This window comes from Pseudomonas sp. ICMP 3272 (assembly GCF_001466905.1).
In the GTDB taxonomy this organism is placed as follows: Bacteria; Pseudomonadota; Gammaproteobacteria; order Pseudomonadales; family Pseudomonadaceae; genus Aquipseudomonas; species Aquipseudomonas amygdali.
This window is the reverse complement of record NZ_LKEK01000097.1, coordinates 130,586-151,981: the sequence shown is the minus strand read 5'-3', so window position 1 is coordinate 151,981 and position 21,396 is coordinate 130,586. Positions and strand designations below refer to the sequence as shown.

18 protein-coding genes are annotated in these 21,396 nt (G+C 59.8%); 6 read left to right on the top strand and 12 right to left on the bottom strand.

The window, feature by feature from the left end; all coding sequences use genetic code 11:
• Nucleotides 1-180: 180 nt before the first annotated feature.
• Complete coding sequence (locus AO068_RS29400; protein ID WP_236717214.1) at nucleotides 181-963, top strand: hypothetical protein; 783 nt, start codon at nucleotides 181-183, stop codon at nucleotides 961-963.
• On the opposite strand, the gene AO068_RS29395 is transcribed toward AO068_RS29400, so the two are convergent.
• From AO068_RS29395 to AO068_RS24060, 5 genes are all read right to left on the bottom strand, one after another.
• Nucleotides 901-1,347 carry a hypothetical protein gene (locus AO068_RS29395; RefSeq protein WP_080394826.1) on the bottom strand — a complete coding sequence of 149 codons (447 nt, stop codon included), beginning with the start codon at nucleotides 1,345-1,347 and terminating at the stop codon, nucleotides 901-903. The genes AO068_RS29400 and AO068_RS29395 overlap by 63 nt on opposite strands.
• Complete coding sequence (locus tag AO068_RS24075) at nucleotides 1,338-2,264, bottom strand: DUF6402 family protein (protein WP_058409663.1); 927 nt, start codon at nucleotides 2,262-2,264, stop codon at nucleotides 1,338-1,340. Before AO068_RS24075 ends, AO068_RS29395 begins: the two co-directional genes overlap by 10 nt.
• 6 nt (nucleotides 2,265-2,270) lie before the next feature.
• A complete protein-coding gene (locus tag AO068_RS24070; RefSeq protein WP_058399921.1) occupies nucleotides 2,271-2,855 on the bottom strand; it encodes a PAAR domain-containing protein in 585 nt (194 codons plus the stop codon).
• Nucleotides 2,856-3,185: 330 nt separating this feature from the next.
• A complete protein-coding gene (locus tag AO068_RS24065) occupies nucleotides 3,186-3,899 on the bottom strand; it encodes a FadR/GntR family transcriptional regulator (RefSeq protein ID WP_002554489.1) in 714 nt (237 codons plus the stop codon).
• Nucleotides 3,900-3,992: 93 nt separating this feature from the next.
• Complete coding sequence (locus AO068_RS24060) at nucleotides 3,993-5,735, bottom strand: IlvD/Edd family dehydratase (protein WP_058409662.1); 1,743 nt, start codon at nucleotides 5,733-5,735, stop codon at nucleotides 3,993-3,995.
• Nucleotides 5,736-5,949: 214 nt separating this feature from the next.
• On the opposite strand from AO068_RS24060, the gene AO068_RS24055 reads away from it, so the two are divergent.
• The 5 genes from AO068_RS24055 to AO068_RS24035 all read left to right on the top strand — a co-directional run bounded on the left by AO068_RS24055 (nucleotide 5,950) and on the right by AO068_RS24035 (nucleotide 10,328).
• Nucleotides 5,950-7,263, top strand: a complete 1,314-nt coding sequence (locus tag AO068_RS24055) for an MFS transporter (protein ID WP_057402602.1) — start codon at nucleotides 5,950-5,952, stop codon at nucleotides 7,261-7,263.
• 35 nt (nucleotides 7,264-7,298) lie between these two features.
• Nucleotides 7,299-8,291 carry an AraD1 family protein gene (gene araD1 / locus AO068_RS24050; RefSeq protein ID WP_058399924.1) on the top strand — a complete coding sequence of 331 codons (993 nt, stop codon included), beginning with the start codon at nucleotides 7,299-7,301 and terminating at the stop codon, nucleotides 8,289-8,291.
• Between the two features lie 127 nt (nucleotides 8,292-8,418).
• Nucleotides 8,419-8,703: a DUF5629 family protein gene (locus tag AO068_RS24045; RefSeq protein WP_003368505.1), complete on the top strand. Its 285-nt coding sequence runs from the start codon at nucleotides 8,419-8,421 to the stop codon at nucleotides 8,701-8,703.
• Nucleotides 8,704-8,783: 80 nt separating this feature from the next.
• A complete protein-coding gene (locus AO068_RS24040; RefSeq protein ID WP_058409661.1) occupies nucleotides 8,784-9,956 on the top strand; it encodes a lactonase family protein in 1,173 nt (390 codons plus the stop codon).
• Nucleotides 9,957-10,133: 177 nt separating this feature from the next.
• Nucleotides 10,134-10,328, top strand: coding sequence for a hypothetical protein (locus tag AO068_RS24035; protein WP_004665916.1), 195 nt, complete (start codon nucleotides 10,134-10,136; stop codon nucleotides 10,326-10,328).
• A gap of 279 nt (nucleotides 10,329-10,607) precedes the next feature.
• On the opposite strand, the gene AO068_RS24030 is transcribed toward AO068_RS24035, so the two are convergent.
• The 7 genes from AO068_RS24030 to AO068_RS24000 are packed head-to-tail and all read right to left on the bottom strand — an operon-like array spanning nucleotide 10,608 to nucleotide 21,392.
• Nucleotides 10,608-14,252: an AAA family ATPase gene (locus AO068_RS24030; protein ID WP_058409660.1), complete on the bottom strand. Its 3,645-nt coding sequence runs from the start codon at nucleotides 14,250-14,252 to the stop codon at nucleotides 10,608-10,610.
• Nucleotides 14,249-15,493: an exonuclease SbcCD subunit D C-terminal domain-containing protein gene (locus tag AO068_RS24025; RefSeq protein ID WP_005781813.1), complete on the bottom strand. Its 1,245-nt coding sequence runs from the start codon at nucleotides 15,491-15,493 to the stop codon at nucleotides 14,249-14,251. Before AO068_RS24025 ends, AO068_RS24030 begins: the two co-directional genes overlap by 4 nt.
• 42 nt (nucleotides 15,494-15,535) lie before the next feature.
• On the bottom strand, nucleotides 15,536-17,194 hold the full coding sequence (locus AO068_RS24020; RefSeq protein ID WP_058409659.1) for a BatD family protein: 1,659 nt from the start codon (nucleotides 17,192-17,194) through the stop codon (nucleotides 15,536-15,538).
• On the bottom strand, nucleotides 17,191-18,909 hold the full coding sequence (locus AO068_RS24015; RefSeq protein WP_058409658.1) for a VWA domain-containing protein: 1,719 nt from the start codon (nucleotides 18,907-18,909) through the stop codon (nucleotides 17,191-17,193). The genes AO068_RS24020 and AO068_RS24015 overlap by 4 nt, the downstream gene beginning before the upstream one ends.
• The gene (locus AO068_RS24010; protein WP_002554479.1) at nucleotides 18,906-19,964 is read right to left on the bottom strand and encodes a vWA domain-containing protein; all 1,059 of its coding nucleotides are present in this window, start codon (nucleotides 19,962-19,964) and stop codon (nucleotides 18,906-18,908) included. Before AO068_RS24010 ends, AO068_RS24015 begins: the two co-directional genes overlap by 4 nt.
• Complete coding sequence (locus AO068_RS24005; RefSeq protein ID WP_004660770.1) at nucleotides 19,957-20,451, bottom strand: DUF4381 domain-containing protein; 495 nt, start codon at nucleotides 20,449-20,451, stop codon at nucleotides 19,957-19,959. The genes AO068_RS24010 and AO068_RS24005 overlap by 8 nt, the downstream gene beginning before the upstream one ends.
• The gene (locus AO068_RS24000) at nucleotides 20,448-21,392 is read right to left on the bottom strand and encodes a DUF58 domain-containing protein (protein ID WP_002554477.1); all 945 of its coding nucleotides are present in this window, start codon (nucleotides 21,390-21,392) and stop codon (nucleotides 20,448-20,450) included. Before AO068_RS24000 ends, AO068_RS24005 begins: the two co-directional genes overlap by 4 nt.
• Nucleotides 21,393-21,396 lie beyond the last annotated feature (4 nt).

Sequence of the window (21,396 nt, the reverse complement as noted above, 5' to 3'; positions counted from 1 at the left end):
TTAACTATCGTGCCAATGCTCCGCGTTGGCACGCAGTTCGTGACGCTCTGCGTTACTAATTTGTGTCGCGCCGCTTACTTGGGACAGGACGCAGAGCGTCCAGAACGGCATTCCCACGCGGAGCGTTGGAACGATGACTTACGCCTCAAGATGACTATCGTGCCAATGCTCCGCGTTGGCATGCAGTTCGTGACGCTCCGCGTCACAGGTTTGCGCCGCTCCGCTTACTTGGGACAGGACGCAGAGCGTCCAGAATGGCATTCCCACGCGGAGCGTTGGAACGATGACTTACGCCTCAAGATGACTATCGTGCCAATGCTCCGCGTTGGCATGCAGTTCGTGACGCTCCGCGTCACAGGTTTGCGCCGCTCCGCTTACTTGGGACAGGACGCAGAGCGTCCAGAATGGCATTCCCACGCGGAGCGTTGGAACGATGACTTACGCCTCAAGATGACTATCGTGCCAATGCTCCGCGTTGGCACGCAGTTCGTGACGCTCTGCGTCACAAATTTGCGCCGCGCCGCTTACCTGGGACAGGACGCAGAGCTTCCAGAACGGCATTCCCACGCGGAGCGCTGGAACGATGAGTTACGCCTCAAGATGACTATCGTGCCAATGCTCCGCGTTGGCACGCAGTTCGTGACGCTCTGCGTCACAAATTTGCGCCGCGCCGCTTACCTGGGACAGGACGCAGAGCTTCCAGAACGGCATTCCCACGCGGAGCGCTGGAACGATGAGTTACGCCTCAAGATGACTATCGTGCCAATGCTCCGCGTTGGCATGCAGTTCGTGACGCTCCGCGTCACAAATTTGCGCCGCGCCGCTTACTTGGGACAGGACGCAGAGCGTCCTGAGCGTTGGAACGATCATTTAAAAACGTCCAGCATCGTGATGCTCTCGTTATTGAGGCTTTACGCGAGTAGGGCGATCACCCATGCAATCGGGGAGATTGGGGCCAATTAAGATCAAGCCGGACATTACCACTCCCGAGCCACTTCCCCAAGACAGTTTATCGCCCGCTGATTCCAGATCGTAAATCTTCGTCTCTGAAATCAATACGCCAGTGCGGTGATCATAAAGTCGAAAAAAAGCCGGGTAGCCCCACCAGGGAAACCACGTGGGTGGTTGATCTTCGTTGGGGTCGGGTTCTCGATGAAACATCATAGGTAAGACCCAAAATGGTTTAAATATATCTACTCGATAACATCCACCCGGACTTACATGCGGACCGCTCGATTTTTCAGCCAATCCTTTTTCCCACCATTCAGAAGCTATCCAGAGACTGCCTGCGACGATGACGTACGACAAAAAAAATACTATTGTGCGAGATGACTTTTTCAAAGCCATGTTCCTAGCTCAATGATTTGATCAGATTTCTTCCACATGATGTCCGAGTAAATTATGAAATCGCCCCCTTTGATTTTTTCTACACGATAATTTCGAAAGTTTGCATTTGTGATTGCAGCAAAGGGCCCGTCTTTCAATCTGACTATTAAGTTTCCTTGAGGGTGTAAGGTTATGAGTGTTTCTGATTTGGTGAGTACGCGATCTTCTGTCCATGTGCCTAGGTATTGTATGCCATTGAAGTCGTAATGATCTCGGATATAAAAACCTACATGCTCAACTTGAAAGTAGTGCTGGCGATGTTGGGTGCCAGACATTTTCTGGCTGAAGGTTTTTCCGGTTACACCAACTTTTATCGTTGCAAAGCCCAATGCTCCGTACATATCATCTAGCGTGCTCCACGCGCTACCGAATTTAGCGAAGTTTACTTGAGCACACGCGTCCATTTGTCTGGCGGACATCGTATTTGAACCCAGTTGGCAGTCAATGTGATCACGCCAGCCAGCTTCTTTTAGCAGTTCTTTCAATCGATTGACGGCGTTAACTGTTTTCAATCTTGACTCGGCCACCTCAACAGCCTGCCTGCAACGCTCAAACTGCATTGCCCATTCCATCTTCACGATGCTTTCATCGCACTGCGCAGGAGACAGACTAATTGGGTCAGGCTGTGTTTCTCGCTCCTTCCACTCCTCCGGCATCTCCCACGCTGGACTGTCAAACCATCGCTGCATCAGCGCCGCTGCCGTGTCCCATCCCATGTTGCGCATGGCTCCCGGGACACGGGACAGAGCCAGGTTTTCAATGATGACCTTTTTAGGGGGTGTGTCCAGAGGTGCGTAGGTGCGCGAGATACCCTGTGGCAGGGCGAAGTAGGTGTCGGGACCCAATGCGTTGGTGCGTTGAAAGTCATTCAGTGACATGTATCGTTACTCCATCATCGGCAAAGGGGCGAATATCGCGGGTTGCAGCGTAATGGGTGCTGTGCTGCAGTGGCTTCGGCTATTACCTTGGCTATCAAGCGCGCCGCAGGCAGTGCACTGATCGTCTTGCAAAATCACATAACTCATATGCCCAAGACTGACGTACTGATGCGTGGTGAATTGAAAACGCTCATTGAAATCAGGTAGCTGTTGCTGGCCCACCACCGATTTAACTGGCTGCACACTCCCATCCACCATACTTTCGCTGGCCGCCTCCTGATCATTACCAACCGAAGGATCGGGCGCAGACTGCACAACACTCGACCGCCTCTCAACCCGAAAGAAACTTTGTTGCCTGGATATCAATCGAGCCCCGCAACTGGTGAGGTCGCCCTCCAGTGCGATGATGTTTTCTTCGATATGAAAGTTGTTTTCTTCACCGATGATTTTGCTGGCGCCATGCAGTGGGCAGATGACGTCACAGCCTCTGTGCGCCACGGGGAAACCATTGATGCGCTTTGTTTGATCGCCGTTGATAACAGACCCTCCGTGGTCTGTGGTATCGCCCTGAACGATGGCCAGAAGTTTCATGCAATGCTCCTTGCGCACTTTTTTATCAGCAGCACGAGTCTCTGACGTCTGATAGGTTTAATCGACGTTTATGAACAGGTGCAGCGTTTTAATTAATGTGCAGGGAGAGATATCATTACTTTATGTTTTCGGAAATGACGGAGCGTCATTTGCGATAATTAAGGACTGAGCTTACGCTGGGCTGATAAGGCTCTTACAAATAGTATGGATATTTCCCACGGAAATAGAATATTCAGAGGCGGGTATCAGCAATAAAGAGGGTTCGCCATATTTGATTGATAAACACGGCGAACATACAGGCTCAAAGAGTTATCGACTCAGTCGAGCCAATCAACCGCCACCCAGGACCACACTCAGCGCATTGCGCGCATCGTCCAGTTGCACCAGCGAAGCATGGCGTGCGCCCAGTGCGTCGCGGTTCTGGATGGCGGTGAGGATTGCCTTGTGACGAGGCATGGCCAGTTCGTGCAGGTTGGGGCGTTTGTTGGAGTATTTGAGCGCTTCGCGCAACGCCAGTGACAACATATTGCACAAGTGCGCCAGCAGGTCGTTGTGGGTGGCGTCGGCGATGCGGCTGTGGAAGTCCAGGTCGGGTTGCAGCAGGTCTTCCGGGGTCGGTGCGGCCTCCATGCGCAGGTAGGCTTCGTGGATCGACTCGATCTCTGCGTCGGTGGCATGCTGCGCAGCCAGTGCGGCAACAGCCGGTTCGATGACAGCGCGCACGCTGGTCAGCAGGTTGAAGAATTCATTCTGCGGCGAACTTTGCATCACCCAGTGCAGCACATCCGGGTCCAGCAGGTGCCATTCGCGTCGGGCCTTGACCACCGTGCCGACACGCGGCCGCGAGTAGACCAGCCCCTTGGCGACCAGAACCCGTGTGGCTTCACGCAGTACCGGGCGGCTGACGGCATACTCTTCGCAGAGCAGTGCTTCGGCAGGCAGCTTTTCGTCAGGCTTGAAACGGCCGGATACGATTTGCATGCCCAGTTCCTGGACAATGCGCGCGTGCATGCTTTTTCGGTCGGAAGGCTTTCGATAATCCATGAGAGCGCAATTGGGTCCTGGCGGTGATTGCTGGGCATCATACCATCGCACAACAGTGACGGCGGTCCCCAGAACAAGGGACCGCCGCTTCTTTTAGTGCGAGTGGCGAGGCACTTCTGAACCTCTGCAACCGACCAGAAAGTCGAAGTCGCAGCCTTGATCCGCCTGCATCACCCGGTCCACGTACAGTTGACGATAGCCACCGAGCAGCAGTTGCGGCGGGGCCTGCCACTCGGCAAGACGTGCATCAAGTTCGGCTTGTGGGATGTCCAGATGCAAGCGCCCGCTGGCGCAGTCCAGTTCGATCCAGTCGCCTTCTTTGACCACGGCCAATGGCCCGCCGGCCGCGGCTTCCGGTGCCACATGCAAAACCACTGTGCCATAGGCCGTGCCGCTCATACGTGCATCGGAAATGCGCACCATGTCGGTCACACCCTGCGCGAGCAGTTTGGCCGGAAGGCCCATGTTGCCGACCTCGGCCATGCCCGGATAACCCTTGGGGCCACAGTTCTTGAGGACCATGACCGAGGTGGCGTCGATGTCCAGATCCGGATCGTTGATCCGCGCCTTGTACATTTCGAAGTTCTCGAACACCACCGCCCGGCCACGATGCTGCATCAGTGCCGGTGTAGCGGCAGACGGTTTGAGTACTGCGCCGAGGGGGGCGAGGTTGCCGCGCAATACGCAGATACCGCCATCGGCGCGAATCGGATTGTCCAGCGCACGTATTACCTGGTCCTCGCCATAGATCGGTGAATTGCAGGTGTTTTCTCCAATGCTTTTACCATTGACCGTAAGTGCGTCCGGGTTGGGCAGCAAATTGGCTTCGTTCATGCGCCGCAGCACGGCAGGCAGGCCACCGGCGTAGTAAAACTCTTCCATCAGGAAGCGCCCTGAGGGTTGCAGGTCGACGATGGTCGGCATACCGCGGCCCATGCGCGACCAGTCGTCCAGGTCCAGGTCGACGCCGATGCGCCCGGCAATGGCCTTCAGGTGAATAACGGCGTTGGTCGAACCGCCGATGGCCGCATTGACCCGGATGGCGTTTTCGAATGCGGCCTTGGTGAGAATCTTCGACAGGCGCAGGTCTTCACGAACCATGTCCACCGCACGCATGCCGGACATGTGGGCCAGCACGTAACGCCGCGAATCCACTGCAGGAATGGCGGCGTTGTGTGGCAATGAAGTGCCCAGCGCTTCGGCCATGCAGGCCATGGTCGAGGCCGTGCCCATTGTGTTGCAGGTGCCTGCCGAGCGAGACATGCCGGCTTCGGCGGACAGGAATTCATCCAGGCTGATGGTCCCGGCCTTGTAGGACTCATGCATCTGCCAGACGATGGTGCCGGCGCCGATGTCCTTGCCCTGATGCTTGCCGTTGAGCATCGGTCCGCCAGTCACGACGATGGCGGGGATGTCGCAACTGGCGGCACCCATCAGCAGGGCAGGCGTGGTTTTGTCACAGCCAGTCAGCAGCACGACGCCATCGATGGGGTTGCCGCGAATCGCTTCTTCAACGTCCATGCTCGCCAGGTTGCGAGTGAACATTGCGGTAGGGCGCAGGTTGGATTCGCCGTTGGAAAACACCGGAAACTCGACCGGCCAGCCACCTGCTTCGATCACGCCACGTTTGACGTGTTCGGCGATCTGCCGGAAATGCGCGTTGCAGGGGGTCAACTCCGACCAGGTATTGCAAATGCCGATGATCGGCTTGCCCTGGAACTGATGGTCGGCAATACCCTGATTCTTCATCCAGCTACGGTACATGAAGCCATTCTTGTCAGCGGTGCCAAACCACTGGGCAGAACGGAGGGTCGGTTTTTTATCGGAGTCAGACATGATCGGCTCTCTTATTGTAAGACTTAATGGCGATACTGCTGGCTAAGGTAAGCCTAAAAAACGCGTATTGGAAGAGTTGTCAGTTTAAATAGTATTACTATATAGTCGGTCGTAGACGAGGGATCATCCTGGCGCATGTGCTGCGTTATTCAGCCCCCAGGCACAGAGGCGATCCCCGCAGGTTCCATAACAAAAACAATGGGAGACCGCCTACATGAGCCAGGAACTGCGGCTTATACGCCGCATTACGTTCAAACTGATTCCTTTCCTTATCCTGCTGTACCTGATCGCTTATGTAGACCGCTCTGCCGTGGGCTTTGCCAAGCTGCACATGGGCGCGGACATCGGTATCGGCGACGCCGCCTACGGGCTGGGTGCCGGCCTGTTCTTCATCGGTTACTTCCTGCTGGAGATCCCCAGTAACCTGATGCTCGAGCGTTTCGGCGCACGTCGCTGGTTCGCGCGGATCATGATCACCTGGGGCGCAATCACCATCGGCATGGCCTTCGTGCAGGGGCCACACAGCTTCTATGTGATGCGTTTTCTGCTGGGTGCAGCCGAGGCGGGATTCTTTCCCGGCGTGCTGTACTACATCACCCAATGGTTTCCGGTGCGCCATCGCGGCAAGATTCTTGGCCTTTTCATCCTCTCGCAACCCATCGCCATGATGATCACCGGGCCCGTTTCCGGCGGTTTGCTGGGCATGGACGGCATACTCGGTCTGCATGGCTGGCAATGGCTGTTCATCGTCATTGGTACGCCAGCGATTCTGCTGACCTGGCCGGTGCTGCGCTGGTTGCCGGACGGTCCGCAACAGGTCAAATGGATGGACCAGGCCGAGAAAGACTGGCTGACCGGTGAGCTGAAAAAGGACCTGGAAGAATACGGCCAGACTCGCCACGGCAATCCCTTGCACGCCTTGAAAGACAAGCGTGTGTTGCTTCTCGCGCTGTTCTATCTGCCAGTGACCTTAAGTATCTACGGTCTGGGCCTGTGGCTGCCGACGCTGATCAAACAGTTCGGTGGCAGTGATCTGACCACCGGCTTTGTGTCTTCGGTGCCGTACATTTTCGGCATCATTGGCCTGCTGATCGTGCCGCGCAGTTCCGACCGCCTCAACGACCGTTACGGGCATCTGGCCGTGCTGTATGTACTGGGTGCCATCGGCCTGTTCTGCAGCGCCTGGCTGACCCTGCCGGTGGCGCAGCTGGCTGCATTGTGCGTCGTGGCGTTCGCGCTGTTTTCCTGCACGGCGGTGTTCTGGACCCTACCGGGGCGATTCTTCGCAGGTGCCAGTGCCGCAGCCGGTATCGCGCTGATCAATTCGGTCGGCAACCTAGGCGGCTACATCGGGCCGTTCGTAATCGGTGCGTTGAAAGAAATCACCGGCAGCCTGGCATCGGGCCTGTATTTTCTGTCGGGCGTCATGGTCTTCGGGCTGCTGCTGACCGGCATCGTCTATCACGTGCTGGAGCGCAAGCATGTGCTGCCAGTGTCCGACTTCGCGGCGAGTGCCAAGGCGAGATAGGTTTTCAGCGGCCCATTATCTGGAAGGAGAATTTCATGCGGTTAGTACAGTTTGAATTGAGCGACGGTCAGCGCCGGGTCGGTCTGGTCGACGGTGATCAGGTGCGTGAGGTCCAGGGTGTCGAGAGTGTTCGCGAGCTGGCGCTGGCGGCGATCGAGGCAGGTTCGGCTCTCGCGCATCAGGTCGAGCAGCGTGGTGTTGGCGAGACGCACGACTATTCGCAGTTGCTTGAGGAACTGAGGATTCTGCCGCCGCTCGACCATCCTGACCCTGCGCACCTGCTGGTCAGCGGCACCGGGCTGACCCATCTGGGCAGTGCGTCGGCACGCGACAAGATGCATCAGCAGTCCGGCGACGAAGCCTCGATGACCGACACCATGCGTATCTTCAAATGGGGCGTTGAAGGCGGCAAGCCGGTGGCGGGGCAGGCCGGTGTTCAGCCAGAGTGGTTCTACAAGGGTGACGGCAGCATTGTCGTGCGCCCCGGCCATTCGTTTTCCCTGCCGCCTTTCGCCGAAGATGGCGGGGAAGAGCCCGAACTGAGTGGCCTGTATGTGATCGGTCATGACCGCAAGCCGTACCGGTTGGGCTTCGCCATCGGCAACGAATATTCCGACCACGTCATGGAGCGTCGCAACTACCTGTATCTGGCGCATTCGAAACTGCGCGCCTGTTCGTTCGGTCCGGAGTTGCGCGTGGGCGACTTGCCGCAAAGCCTGTCGGGCACCAGCCGGGTCTGGCGCGACGGCAAGGTGCTGTGGGAAAAAGAGTTCCTCAGTGGCGAAGCGAACATGTGCCACAGCCTGGAAAACCTTGAATACCATCACTTCAAGTACGCACAGTTCCTCAGGCCCGGTGACGTGCATGTGCATTTCTTCGGCACCGCGACGCTGTCGTTTGCCGATGGCGTGCGCACCCAGCCGGGCGATCGTTTCGAGATCAGTCAGGCCGAGTTCGGCAAGCCGCTGGTCAACGGTTTGGCACCGAGCGAGCCGGTGTTTCAGCCGGGCGGCATCGGCAAGCTGTAAGCGCAGTCCCTGTTTGATTGCTCACCGTGCCAGCGCTCTGCGCTGGTACGGCTCTACTTGCGCTCCGACTGTATCTGCGCCTGCCTTTTGCCCTATCATTCGCGCTTTTGCTGGCCGGATGAATTTCATGACTACCACACCCACCACACTGCTCGCCGCACTCGAAGCCACCACCATGCTGGAAATCGACGGTCTGCACGCCTGGGACTTCTCTTTGGGCGAGGAATTGAACGTCGAATGCATGGACGGCCGTGAGCGCAAGGTATGGCGCTTCACCAAGGCGCAAGTCGATGCTGCGACCTTCGATGAATCCCTGCAAAGCTGGGTGATCAATGACGGCAACGCCGATCACCGGATCATCTGCCTGGATGCCTTCACCCCTTCCGATGAAGATGATTCCGCGCAGGATTGAGTAAATGCGGGCTGGCGCTGTCATAGACCCGACAGTGCCGTAACAGGCATCAATAATTTCGATAAAAAGGGATGCCCCCCATGCCCCATAAATTTCTGCCGTGGCTGGCGATTGCCAGTGCCATGAGCGCGTTTACCCTGCAGGCCCAAGCCATGCCCGATACTGAATTGCTGATAGGTTCCTACACGCAAGGCAAGAGTGAAGGGATCTATCGTTTTGCCTTCAACAGCGAAACCGGGATGATCGACGCCAAGCCGCTGCAAGTGGTCAAAACCGAAAACCCGTCGTGGCTGACCGTCTCCAGAGACCAGCGTTATCTGTTCGCGGTCAATGAAAACGGCCCAGGGCAAAAAGATGTGGTCGGTAAGGTCAGCAGCTTTGCAATCGACCCGAAAACCCGTCAGATCACGCCGATCAATCAGGTTCAAAGCCGCGGTGAAGAACCGACGCACTCCAGCCTGAGCTACGATGGCCGTTACCTGTTCGTGGCCAACTACGCTGTAAACCCGGACCCGGGCGGCGCGCTGACCGTGGTGCCTGTGGGTAAGGACGGTCAGTTGAGCGAAGCCGTTCAGGTGCTGCCGCTGGGTCCTGGAAGCAAGGTCAACAGTGAGCGGCAGATGTCGTCCCATGTGCATCTGGCCGTGCCGACCCCGGATGACAAGTACGTAGTGACTGCCGACCTGGGCGCTGACAAGCTGTTTGTTTATCAGTACGACGCGAGCCAGGCCAAGCCGTTGCAGCCAGCCAAGGTGCCGTTCGTGCAGTTGCCGGGCGGCTCCGGACCCCGTCATACCCTTTTCAGTGGGGATGGCAAGCATGCCTGGCTGGTGCTGGAGATGACGGCGCAGGTCGCGGTGTTTGACTACCATGACGGCGTCTTCAAGCAGACCCAACTGGTTGATATGAAGAACAAGGGTGTGCAGGAGAAAAATGGTGGCGGCGCCTTGCACACCTCACCGGATGGCAAGTTTCTGTACGTGACCAATCGGGGTGACGCGAACCAGGTCGTGGTGTTCCGGATCGATCAGGCCAGCGGCAAGCTGGAAGAAATTCAGCGTCGTTCTCTGGAAGGCAAGGAACCTCGCGAGTTCGCCTTTGACCCGACCGGCAAGTTCATGCTGTTCGCCAATCAGAAGAGCAACCAGATCGTGACCGTGCGCCGCGATCCGCAGAGCGGGAAGATCGGTGAGACTGTGCAGAAATTTGATGCAGATTCACCTTCTTACCTGCGTTTTCTGACTGACAAGTAAGCTGCTACGGCTCCAGCCCTCAAGCTACAAGGGCTGGAGCTGTTATCATTCTTGATGATATGGGTTAGTGCTACAAAAGATTTCTGCTGAACCACCCTCGGGCGTAAGTTTGAGTCACGGCCAAGACGGCCAACACTTCAAGCAAACGTACTAACCGGATAACGAGGGGTGACCGACATGAATTTCAATCTTTTCTCCATCATTGCTGCATCGGCTGTTTCCGCAAGCGTCGCGCTTCCAGCCAGTGCCAGTGTCGATGTAACTGACAAAAAAGCCCACGCTGCTCAGACCTACACTCAGACCTACACCTCGAAATATCTGCAACAGAGCGCTAATTTCTACGCAGCGCTGGATCACAAATCCGCTCAATGATTCATTAGCCGTCACGCTTTCGCGAGCATGTTCGCCAACACAGGTCCCTGCGACTTACTGCCCACTGCGCGGCAGACCATGCACGGAATGTCAGGCGAGCCTGTTCGCGAAAGCATTGACGGCGATGGCGTACAAGAGCGGACGCAGAGCGTCCAGAACGGCATGCGACGCGGAGCGCCGCACGATAATTGAAAGCGTCCAGAACACGATAGTTGAGATTATCGTTCCGCACGCTCCAGCGTGGGAATGCCGTTCGTGACGCTCCGCGTCACAGGTCTCTCAGTTACCCACCTCGATTGTGCTCAACCCATTCCCCTGACGACGCACTTTGATCTGCACCGGAATCCGCTCATGCATTTCCTGTACGTGGGAGATCACGCCGACCTTGCGGCCCTGTGCCTGCAAGCCGTCCAGTGCGTCCATTGCCAGTTGCAGCGATTCCGGGTCTAGGCTGCCGAAACCTTCGTCGATGAACAGCGACTCGATACGTAGCGTGCTGGAGGCCATCGAGGCCAGGCCCAGCGCCAACGCCAGCGAGACCAGAAAGGTTTCCCCGCCTGATAGCGAATGCACCGAGCGCAGTTCATCGCCCATTTCGGTGTCCATAACCAGCAGGCCGAGCATGCTGCCGCCGCGTTTCAGGCGGTAGCGACGCACCAGTTGCCGGAGCTGCGCATTGGCGTGATGGACCAGCAGGTCAAGGTTGTAGGCCTGGGCGATCTTGCGGAATTTGTCGCCTTCGGCCGAGCCGATCAGCGATGCCAGGCGTGCCCAGCGCAGGTATTCGTTGTTGGCGTCGATGATGCGCGCCTGCAACTCGCTGTTGGCGTTGCGGCGGCGTTGATCTTCGCTGAGTTCGGCGCGCAGGTCGGCGCACTGCTGCTCGCCGAGCGCTGACTGCTCCTGGGCCTGTTGCAGCGCTGCCGCCAGTTGCGTGCTGTCGTTAAGGTCGCTGTGTTGCGCCTGATGCTGTTGCAGGCGCTGATCGCGTTCCTGCAGCAATACTTTTGCCTGCTCCAACGCCTTGTCGGTAGCGTTCAGTTGCAGACGCAGTTGCTCGACATGCGCGTCATCGTAAGTCAGCAGTGTGTCGAGCGCGGTATCGTCCAGCTCGGGATGCTGGCCGCGCCACTCGCTGATCTGCACATCAAGTTCAGCCAGTTCCTGCTGTAAGGATTGCTGTTGTTGCCGGGCGGACTTGAGTTCGGCAGCCAGCTGGATCAACTGGCTTTGAATCTGCTGCAGAGCCTCGGCGGCCGAGCTTTCGGTTTGCCTGGCTTGCTCGATGGTGCTTTCCAGCGCCTGTTGCCAGTGCTCGGCAGTCGCATGCTCGCCCAGCAAGCCGGTCAGTGCCTGTTGGCTGGCCTGCTGTTGCTCGCCGAGCCGGGTGACTTCCTGCGCCAGTTCGGTCTGGCGGTGCAGGCGAGTCTGCTGCTCGATCTGCTGCTTTTCGATCTTCTGCTGGCGCTCGCTCTGCTCCTGCTGCTCTTCGTGTTGCTGCTCAAGTTGATCCAGACGCTGAGTCACCTGCTGCTCAAGCTGCATCACTGTCGCCGATGCATTACTGCGCAGCCCTTCAAGCACGTGTGGCGAGACCAGCGGCGTGAATGCGCTCAGTTCTTCTTCCAGCCGCTGCCTGTCGACGTCCAGCTGCTTGAGCTGCTCGGCAACATGGCTCGCCGCGGTCTGACTGGCTTCTGTGGCTGCCTGAAGTTGCTGCTGCAAGCGGGCGGCGTCTTTCTGCAGGGTCAGCAACGCTTCCTGGCGTTGCTCGTCACGGGTGATGACTTCGCTCAGGTTATTCAATTGCTGGCTCAACCAGCTGTCACGCTTGCCTGCGTCGTGGTCGAGCAATTGAGCCGCGAGGGGATGAGATTCCAGATCCGGTGCCAGGGCTTGATGACGCAGGGTGAGCTGCTCGTGTTGGCGAAGCAGCTCTTTCTGGCGAGCGATCACGCCGCCAACCTGCTCGCGCAATTGGTTGCGCTGTTCGGTCAGCTGGTCCACCGCCTTCTGCGCGCTGGCCTGCTCGTTGTCATCATGTTGCGTGAGGCTTTCCAGCAAAGCTTCCGGCTGATGCCAAGGGTGCTCAATGCTGCCACAGACCGGGCAGGGCTGGTCGTCCTGCAACTGGACGCGCAATTCTTCAACACTGGCGCTGCGGGCCAGACGTTGACGTTCCAGCAGTTGCCGGGTAACGGTCAGGGTCTGTTCGGCGACGGTCAGTTCATCACGAACGCGAATGCCTTCGCTGTTGAGCTGTTCGCGTTGCTGCTGAGCGCTTTGCTGTTGTTGCGCCAGATCGGCCAGTTGCCGGTCTACGTCCTGCTGGCTGGCCCACAGACGGGCCAGGTCTTCGAATGCGCGTTGCTGCTTGCGATTGTCCTGCAGCAGGCTGCCGAGAATCTGTACCTGTTCAGTCACCGCATCCACTTCGCAATCGGCTTCGCGGTACAGCAATTCCAGCGCGCTGCGTTGCTCGGTCAACTGTTGGTCAGCCGTGCTGGCACGTTGCTGCAGTGCAGGCAGTTCACTCTGCCCGTGCTTGAGGCGGTTGGCGATCAGCGTGAGGGATTTCAGGCGGTCGCGCCAGGCGCTCCAGGCCTGAGCCAGCGGGGCAAGTTCGCTGCTGTGCTCCAGTTGCTCGGCAATACGTTCAAGGCGCTGCGAAACCTGTTGCTGCTGGTCGAGCAGAATGTGCAGGCTGGCCTGACCCTCAGTACAAAGCTGTCCGGTTTGCTGATGCAGGTCAGACACCTTGGCCAGTTCCTGAGCCAGGTGGTTAAGCGTGTTCTGTGTGTCAAAAGCCTGCTGCAACAGTGGCTTGGCGCTGCTGTGGTTTTGCTGGGCCTCCAGCAGACTGGCCTGCGCCTGGGTGCGGCGGGTCTCCAGTTGTCGCTGCTGATCTTGCAGCGAAGCCTGCTGTTGCTGATGCTGAAGAATTTGTTCCGCCAGCGGGGTGAGCTGGGCGTTCAGCGTGACCCGACGCGTGAAACGGTGGCGTTGCGGGCCCAAGCGTTCCAGTTGGCCGAGGGTCTGACGTGCTTCGCTCTGGTCGTCCCAGGCCTGTTGAGTACGGGTGATCGCTTCCTGAGCGGCAAGATGTTCGTCGCGCAGGCGGTGCAGCTCGATCAGCCACTGCTGTTTGATTTCCAGTTGCCGTTGCTGTGTCTGGTGCGCCTTGAGCTGCTGCTGCGCATCGTTGAGGCGTTGCTCCAGTTCGGCCAGCAGCTCCGGAGCCAGCGGGACGATGTTGCTGGCTTGAGCAGTGAGGGTTTTAAGCGCTTCCTCGGCCTCTTTGCTCTTGCTGTAAGCGCGCCGCCCGAGCTGGCTGTAGATGGCGGTATTGGTCAGCTTCTCCAGCAGTTCGCTGCGTTCCTTGTCGTCGGCCTTGAGGAAGGCGCTGAACTCGCTCTGGGCAAGCATCACGGCACGGGTGAACTGCTCGAAGTTGAGCCCCAGACGCTGCTCGATCAGTTGCTCGAATTCACGCTTGCTCTGGTTGCTGAGCACCTGTTCGCTGTCCAGGTCGGTCAGAGTCTGGCGGCTGGCCTGCAGCTTTTTGGTCGCGTTGTCGCGTGCGCGGTTGGTTTCCCAGCGCGCGCGATAACGCCGCTGATCGATGCCGATAAAGTCTACTTCGGCGTAACCGCTGCCCGTGCCACGCCGCAGCAGGGTGCGCGGGTCGCTGGTGGTGATGTCGCCGTCGATGTCCGGGACCTTGGACTGGCCGATATTGCTCAGCCGCGGAATCGCTCCGAACAGCGCCAGGCACAAGGCGTCGAGCAGGGTGCTTTTACCTGCGCCGGTCGGGCCGGTAATGGCGAACAGACCGGCGCTGGCCAGCGGCTCGGCAGTGAAATCGATTTCAAACGGCCCGGCCAGCGAGGCAAGGTTTTTCAGGCGAATGGCAAGGATTTTCATGGCTGTTCGCTCTCCTGCTGGACTTCACGCAGCAGCGTGGCGAAATCGGTCAGGGTCTGTTCGTCGACCTCGCTGCCGAAGTTGTCCTGCCAGGCACGGCTGAACAATTCCTGAGGCGTTAGCTGGTCCAGCTCGATCAGGGCGGCTTCACCCTCATTGCCGTCGGCACTGCCTTTACCGGCGTATTCAGCACCGATGCGCACCAACCGCACGGCTTTGCCCTGCAGCGCGGTTTCTATCTGGTTGCGCAGGTCCGGTTGCGGTTCATCAAGACGCACGCGCACTTCCAGCCACGGCTGGCGGTCCGGGTCGGCAAGCAGGTCGATGTCCGGCAGCGCCTTGAGCTGTACCAGCAAATCGGCCAAGGGTGCAGGCCCCAGGCGTTGCAGGTTGACGGCGCGAGGGATGAGCAACGGCTCGACACTGGTCAGCGTCTCACCGTCGCAATTGATCTCGAGAATCTGGTGCTGATAGCTGATTTCCGAAAAGGACAGTGGAATCGGCGAGCCGCTGTAGCGAATGCGCTCTTCGCCGTTGACCCGCTGCGGTTTGTGCAGGTGGCCCAGCGCGACATAGGTGATGCTTGGTCCGAACAGGCTGGCCGGTAACGCTTCGGCGTTGCCGATGATCAGGCTGCGCTCGGAGTCTTCCGAGACCGAACCGCCTGCCATGTGCGCGTGGCTGATGGCGATCAGTGCCTGACCGGGCTGGCGCTTGAGGTTGGCTGCTTCGATCAGCAACTCATGAACCCGACCGATACCGCGCAGGTAGTCGTCACCCAGCGTCGGGCCGGTGACCTCGGCAGGGCGCAGGAAGGGCAGCGCCAGGCACCAGGCTTTGACGTTGCCTTCGGCGTCCGGCAACGGCAACAGCAGGCGTTCGGCATCCAGCACACCGTCGTCCAGCCACATCACCCTGCCCAGTGCGTGTGTGCGCAAACGGCGCATCAGGGGTGCAGGGAGTTCGATACGCGAGCCGGAGTCATGGTTGCCTGCGATCATCACGATGGTCAGCAGCGGCTGCCGTTCATGGGCGTTGACGATGAAGTCGTACAGGCGTTCCTGCGCCTTGACCGGCGGGTTGACGGTGTCGAAGATGTCGCCCGCGATCAACAGTACATCAGGTTTTCGTTCGGCCAGACGGGCCAGCAGCCAGGTCAGAAAGCAGGCGTGTTCGAAATCCCGCTCCTGACCGTGCAGGTTCTGACCCAGATGCCAGTCAGAGGTGTGAAACAGACGCATTGGTTTACCTTGTCGTGTAGAGGTGTTGCCTGAGCTGCATCCTCACTTGGGATACAGCGGTGGCAACCCGGCATCGCCTGCCGGGTCCTTGATATGTTCGGCGGCGGGCAGCTTGCGCACGGCGCGCCAGAGGTCTTCACCCAGCCACAGCTTGCCGGTTTCGCTATAAAGCGCGCCGTTCAGACCGTCCAGTGCATCGGACAGCGGCACGAAACGCGCGGCCATTTCGGCCAGGGTTTCCGGCTGCTGGCGTGCCCACGCGTCGAGTGCCTGACGGGTGCCTTGAGGGTCGTTGGCCAGACAGGCGCGTTTGAGGTCATCCAGTACGGTACGCGGGCTGGGCCCGGTCTGCACGGCACGGGCGATTGCCGGCTGCCCGCGGGCCCGCCACCACAGGGCGAAACCGTAAAAGGTGGTGCAAGCCAGCAACAGCGTGCTCAGTTGCCACGGCCAGACCGGCGGGCCGATCACCGTCACGCCGCCCATCTCGTTGTTCACTGGCGTGTCCACTGCCAGGCCGGGGTTGTTGCTGATCTTCAGTGTGCGGGCGGCCAGACTGGTGTGTTCCAGATGATCTTCACGGGTATTCCACCAGGTCACTTCAACCGCAGGCAGGTCGATTGCCCCGGCCCGGCCGGGCACCAGTGCCTCGCGTTCTTCGCGGGTGCCGATCAGGCCACGTTCACTGGGCAGGTTGCGCAGCTGCGGCTGATCCGGGTAACGCCGCAGGCCGGGCACTTCGGTGGGCGGCAAGGGTGGCAGTTGCGCACCGGCCAGGCCTTCGGCCTTGAGTATGAGGGTGCGGGTCAGTGAGTCGCCGACCTGAGTGGTGCCTGGCTCGGGGCTCCAGCTCTCATCAAGGCTGATACTGCGCGCCGGCAACCAAGCGACATCGGCCGGGTAGTCGGCGGGCTTGGGTTTGACGGTCAACGGCACTTCAGCGGACTTGACCCGCACGGATCGGCCTGGTTGCGGGCCGAACGGGTTGGCCTCCTGGCCTTGCGAGCCTTCGGCAGGTGTCTGCACCAGCGTGGCGCTGAACACTTGCGCCGGTATCTTCAGCACGCCGCTTTGCTGCGGATAGATCGCGTAGCGTGTTTCGATCACGCCATGACGCACACCATTGATCAGTTTTTCATAGGTGCGCGAATCACCCAGTTTTTCGACCCGTGCGTCCGGTACTTGCAAAGGGCTCAGGCTGCTGTCATCGAACAGCGACACCGAGTGGTAGACGCGCAGGGTCAGCACGGCCTGGGCCTGAACATACACGCTGTCCTGATCGAGGCTCGCTTCGATGAAGATCGACGCCAGATGGCTGCCTGGGTCCTGGGGCTCGCTTTGCAGCACCTGCAGCGTCAGTGGCTGACTTTTCAGCTCACCCAGTTGCAACGACGGGATCAACACGCTGCCGGTCTCGCGAGGCAGCAGGGTAACGATCCAGCGAGTGGTGGCCTGACTGCTGCCGTCCAGGGTTTTCAGGCTGTTGAGCTGACGCGTATCGCGCACCTCGAAGCTGCTCTCCAGAGCGCTCATGTCTGGCTTGCCAAACTGGGTGACATCGTCGGTTTCCAGCGTCAACTCGACAGTTTCCCCGGCGTTCAGGCGCGTGCGGTCGACGCTGGCGGTCAGTTGCGCAGCCTGCAGTGACAAGCTGATCAGGCTCAGCAGCAGGCCGATCAATAAGGTGTACACGCGACTCATCGGGTCTTTTCCTGATGTTGCTGTTCGTAGCGAAATTTGCGCCGCAGCAGTTCGCCCGGATCATCCGGAATCTGCCTCAGCCACTGTTCCAGTTCCTGACGCCGCTCGCCAGTGATAGGGGTGTCTGCGGCCTGCAGCGGTGGGCGGGTGGTTTGCTCATCGTCCATTGATTCGCCTGAGGTGGCCTGACCGCTGACGTCTGGCGGCAGGCTCTCGCTGGCACCTGGCTGATCCGAGCGGGACGGGTTTTGATCGGCTGGCGATGCACTGCTGTTGGGGTCCTGTGACGCTTGCTGGCCTTCTTCGCCCTGATCGGCCTTGTTCTGCTCATCCTCGGCAGGCTTCTGGACATCGGCCTTGTCCAGCAGGCTTTGTACCAGCGCCCGGTTGGCTTGTGCGGCGGGAAACTCGGGCTGACGGTCCAGGGCCTGTTCGTAGGCATCCAGTGCTGCCGCCAGTTCGCCGCTGCGCGCCAGGGCATTGCCGCGATTGTAATGGTCGGCGGCGCTGTTGCCTTCGGCAAACTGCTGGGCGGCGCTGACGTAGTCTTCGGCCTGGTAAAAGGCCACGCCTTTCCAGCGCGGGTCTTCGAAGCGTTGTGCGGCCTCGGCTGGCCGATGTTGCTCCAGTAGCCGCTGGCCCTGTTGATCGGGACGCAGCCACAGGTCCTGAAACTCGAACGCCTGGCTGTTCTGCGGAAACATGAACAGCAGCGGCAGACAGAACAGCCAGCCGCGCCGACCAGCCAGGGCTGCGATCAACAATAGCGGGAGCAGGAACCAGTGGCCCTGATCGGCCCAGGTATCGAGTTGCACGACTTGCCCGTCGCTGCTCATGTGCTGGGGGCTGGCCAGCAGGCCAAGGCTGCGCAAATCTTCTTCATCGCCTCGTGCCTGACGATAGTTGCCGCCGACCTGATCGGCGAATTCGTTGAGGCTGTTGCTGTCCAGGCGCGACACCAGAATGGCGCCCTGGTCGTCCTTGAGCAGGCTGCCGTTTTCCTGCATGACCGGCGCGCCGTCAGCCGTGCCGATGCCAAGGATCAGCAACGGCGGCGATTGCCCGCGCAACGCCGCACGGATGCCCTGACGTTCCTGTTCGCTCAGTGACGAGGTAATCAGCAGAATCCGCCCTTGACCCAGTGCGCCCTGTTTCAGCAGGTGCAGGGCTTTCTGGACCGCCAGATCGGCACGCTGGCCGGTCATGGGCATGATCGACGGCCTGATGGCTTCCAGCAGGTTATGGCTGGTGACCAGGTCATCTGACAGCGGCACCAGCGTGTGCGCGCTGCCCGCATAGACGACGATGGCGGTCTGCGCATCGCTGCGTTTTTGCAACAGGTCCAGCAGTTTGCGTTTCGCCTGTTCCAGACGGGTGGGCGCAGTGTCGGTGGCGAGCATCTGCGGGGTGAGTTCAAGTATCACCACCAGCGGATCAACCGGTTTCTGGCTGATCTGTTCGACGCGCTGCCAGCTGGGTCCCAGCAAGGCGAAAAGCGCCAGCAGCCATGCCAGCCCGAGTGCGACCCACGGCAGTTTACTGTTGCTGCCGCGCCCACCGTTGAGCAGTACGGCATGAAAGTGGGTCGGCAGAAGCATTTGCCAGCGCCCGGCGCGTTTCTGCCGATGCCAGAGCCGCCAGATCAACAGCGCCAGCAACGGCAGGATCAGCAGCCATTCGGGGCGAAACCAGTGCGGCCACAGAGAGGCGATCATCGCGACCTCCAGAGGCTTTTGACGCGCTCACGCCAGTTGACGGAACGCACGACAGTCAGCAGGCGTTGCAGCGCATTGTTTGGCCACAGTTCACGCAGCACCAGCAGTACGCTCAACAGCAGGGCTGTCGCCAGCGGCCATTGATAAAGCGTCTGCGCCGGACGTGCCTGGGTGGGCTGCTGGGCAACCGGTTCCAGGCTGTCCAGGGTGGCGCGAATCTTTTCCAGTTGGTCGCCGTCACGAGCACGGAAATACTGGCCGCCACTGAGGCTGGCGATTTCCTTGAGCGTCGGTTCGTCCAGATCAAGGCTCGGATTGAGGCCGAGGACGCTTTGCAGCGCGTCCTTGTCGGGGTCCGAGCCAATACCGATAGGGTAGATTTTTACGCCTTCTTCGGCAGCCAGCCGCGCGGCAGTGATCGGATCGATCTGACCGGCGTTATTGGCACCGTCGGTGACCAGCACCAGCACGCGGCTGGTGGCCGGACGCAGGCGCAGGCGTTTCAGGCCCAGACCGATAGCATCGCCAAGCGCAGTATTCTTGCCTGCAATACCGATTTTTGCCTCGTCAAGCCAGACCCTTACAGTGCGCCGGTCATAGGTGAGCGGTGCCTGGACAAAAGCCTGAGTGCCAAACAGGATCAAACCGACCCGGTCGCCCTTGCGGCCCTCAAGAAAGTCACCGAGCAGCTGTTGCACCAGCACCAGTCGGCTGACTTCATCGCTTTTCCACTGCATGTCCGGGTAGTCCATGGAACCGGACACGTCGACCGCCACCAGCAGGTCGCGCCCGCTGGCAGCCACTGGCAGTGGCTCGCCCAGCCATTGTGGTCGCGCGGTGGCAATCAACAGCAACAGCCAGATCAGCAGAAAGGGCGCACGCTGCCTCCAGACCGGCAGATTGGCCTTGGCGCGGCGTCCACTCAGCCCTTCGAGTTCACTGAGAAAACTGACCTTGAGCGCCGGCTCGCCGCTGTCGGCCATGGGCAGCAGGGCACGCATCAGCCACGGCAGCGGCAGCAGGGCGAAAACCCAGGGCCAGACGAACTCAAACATGTTTGCGGATCCAGGTATCGACCGCCTGAGTCAGCCCGGTGATGGCCTTGTCGTCCAGCTTGCACTCGGGCTTGTAGGCACCTTCGACCAGAATCATCCAGCGCGTCAGGCCTGCCGCCGGACAGCGATTGTCGAGGAATGCCAGCCATTTACGGCCGTTCAGCGTGTGGCTCTGGCTGTGCGGGTAATGGTTGCGGCACAGGCGCTTGAGCAGGCCGTTGATCTGCTGCAGCCAGGCACCTGCCGGAGCGCCATCGTAGGGCTTGGGCAAGCTGGCGAGTTCCGCCAGGGCGGCGAGGCGAACCGGGTCCAGCGGTTGTTCGCTGCGAACCTTGCGCGCCTTGACCGGCAGCAGTACACGCAAACGCCACAGGCCCCAGCCCGCTGCCGGGATCAGCAACAGCAGCAGCCACCACCCCGGGGCAAGCGGCCAAAAGCCGACGGCTTCGGGAGCAATCAGCGGCTCGAGCTGATCAAGCGGATTCATTTGCGCTTCACCGGACGCTTTGCGTTGAGGTATTCGCGCAATTGTTCAACGAGTTCCGCCTGGGTGCTCAAGGGCATGAGCAAGACCCGCAGTTTCTGCGCGAGCAATTCCCAGCGCGCAGAGCGGTCTTCGCCCTGTTGCCGGTAGGCGCGGCGCAGTTCGGGGTTGAGGGTATCGAGTTCCAGCTGCGCGCCGCGTTCGGCAAAGCGCAGCAGGCCCGCAGCGGGCAGCGCACGGTCCAGTGGGTCGGACAATGGCAGCAACAGCAGGTCGCTGTGGCGTGACAGCAGGCTCAACTGTTGTTCGGCAGCATCGGAAAGGGCGCGTTCGTCGCACAACACGATGACCAGGCTGCCAGGGCGCAGCACTTCCCGGGCGCGACGCAGCGCAGTGCCGAAGGCATCGCGGTCTGCCGGGATTTCGGTGTGCAATGACTGATTGACCCGCACCAGTCGGTTGAGCAACTGCAACAGGCTTTGTTTGCTGCGTCGGGGCTTGATCTCGTAGTGCTCGTTATCGCCGAACACCAGCCCGCCGACCCGGTCGTTGTGCTCCAGCGCCGCCCAGCCGATCAGCGCGGCAGCCTGGGCCGCGAGTACCGACTTGAACATCAGGCCGGAGCCGAAGAACAATCGACGGCTTTGCTCCACCAGAATGAAAATCGGCCGCTCGCGTTCTTCGTGGAACAGCTTGGTGTGCGGCTCCTGAGTGCGTGCGGTCACGCGCCAGTCAATGCTGCGCACGTCGTCGCCAGCCTGATAGACCCGCACCTGATCGAAATCCACGCCGCGCCCGCGCAGTTTGGAATGGTGCAGGCCGATCAACGGGCTGCGTTGGCTGGGCGTGGAGAACAGCTGCACTTCCCGCACCCGATGACGCATCTCGATCAGCTCGCTGAGGCTGACGCGGATGCCCGGCTGGGGGATCAGGTAGGGTTGCATGGGC

Bases quoted from the DNA above. Each gene is read 5' to 3' on its own strand.
- AO068_RS29400 (WP_236717214.1), top strand. From the start codon at position 181: ATGCAGTTCGTGACGCTCCGCGTCACAGGTTTGCGCCGCTCCGCTTAC.
- AO068_RS29395 (WP_080394826.1), bottom strand. From the start codon at position 1,347: ATGGCTTTGAAAAAGTCATCTCGCACAATAGTATTTTTTTTGTCGTAC.
- AO068_RS24075 (WP_058409663.1), bottom strand. From the start codon at position 2,264: ATGTCACTGAATGACTTTCAACGCACCAACGCATTGGGTCCCGACACC.
- AO068_RS24070 (WP_058399921.1), bottom strand. From the start codon at position 2,855: ATGAAACTTCTGGCCATCGTTCAGGGCGATACCACAGACCACGGAGGG.
- AO068_RS24065 (WP_002554489.1), bottom strand. From the start codon at position 3,899: ATGGATTATCGAAAGCCTTCCGACCGAAAAAGCATGCACGCGCGCATT.
- AO068_RS24060 (WP_058409662.1), bottom strand. From the start codon at position 5,735: ATGTCTGACTCCGATAAAAAACCGACCCTCCGTTCTGCCCAGTGGTTT.
- AO068_RS24055 (WP_057402602.1), top strand. From the start codon at position 5,950: ATGAGCCAGGAACTGCGGCTTATACGCCGCATTACGTTCAAACTGATT.
- araD1 (WP_058399924.1), top strand. From the start codon at position 7,299: ATGCGGTTAGTACAGTTTGAATTGAGCGACGGTCAGCGCCGGGTCGGT.
- AO068_RS24045 (WP_003368505.1), top strand. From the start codon at position 8,419: ATGACTACCACACCCACCACACTGCTCGCCGCACTCGAAGCCACCACC.
- AO068_RS24040 (WP_058409661.1), top strand. From the start codon at position 8,784: ATGCCCCATAAATTTCTGCCGTGGCTGGCGATTGCCAGTGCCATGAGC.
- AO068_RS24035 (WP_004665916.1), top strand. From the start codon at position 10,134: ATGAATTTCAATCTTTTCTCCATCATTGCTGCATCGGCTGTTTCCGCA.
- AO068_RS24030 (WP_058409660.1), bottom strand. From the start codon at position 14,252: ATGAAAATCCTTGCCATTCGCCTGAAAAACCTTGCCTCGCTGGCCGGG.
- AO068_RS24025 (WP_005781813.1), bottom strand. From the start codon at position 15,493: ATGCGTCTGTTTCACACCTCTGACTGGCATCTGGGTCAGAACCTGCAC.
- AO068_RS24020 (WP_058409659.1), bottom strand. From the start codon at position 17,194: ATGAGTCGCGTGTACACCTTATTGATCGGCCTGCTGCTGAGCCTGATC.
- AO068_RS24015 (WP_058409658.1), bottom strand. From the start codon at position 18,909: ATGATCGCCTCTCTGTGGCCGCACTGGTTTCGCCCCGAATGGCTGCTG.
- AO068_RS24010 (WP_002554479.1), bottom strand. From the start codon at position 19,964: ATGTTTGAGTTCGTCTGGCCCTGGGTTTTCGCCCTGCTGCCGCTGCCG.
- AO068_RS24005 (WP_004660770.1), bottom strand. From the start codon at position 20,451: ATGAATCCGCTTGATCAGCTCGAGCCGCTGATTGCTCCCGAAGCCGTC.
- AO068_RS24000 (WP_002554477.1), bottom strand. From the start codon at position 21,392: ATGCAACCCTACCTGATCCCCCAGCCGGGCATCCGCGTCAGCCTCAGC.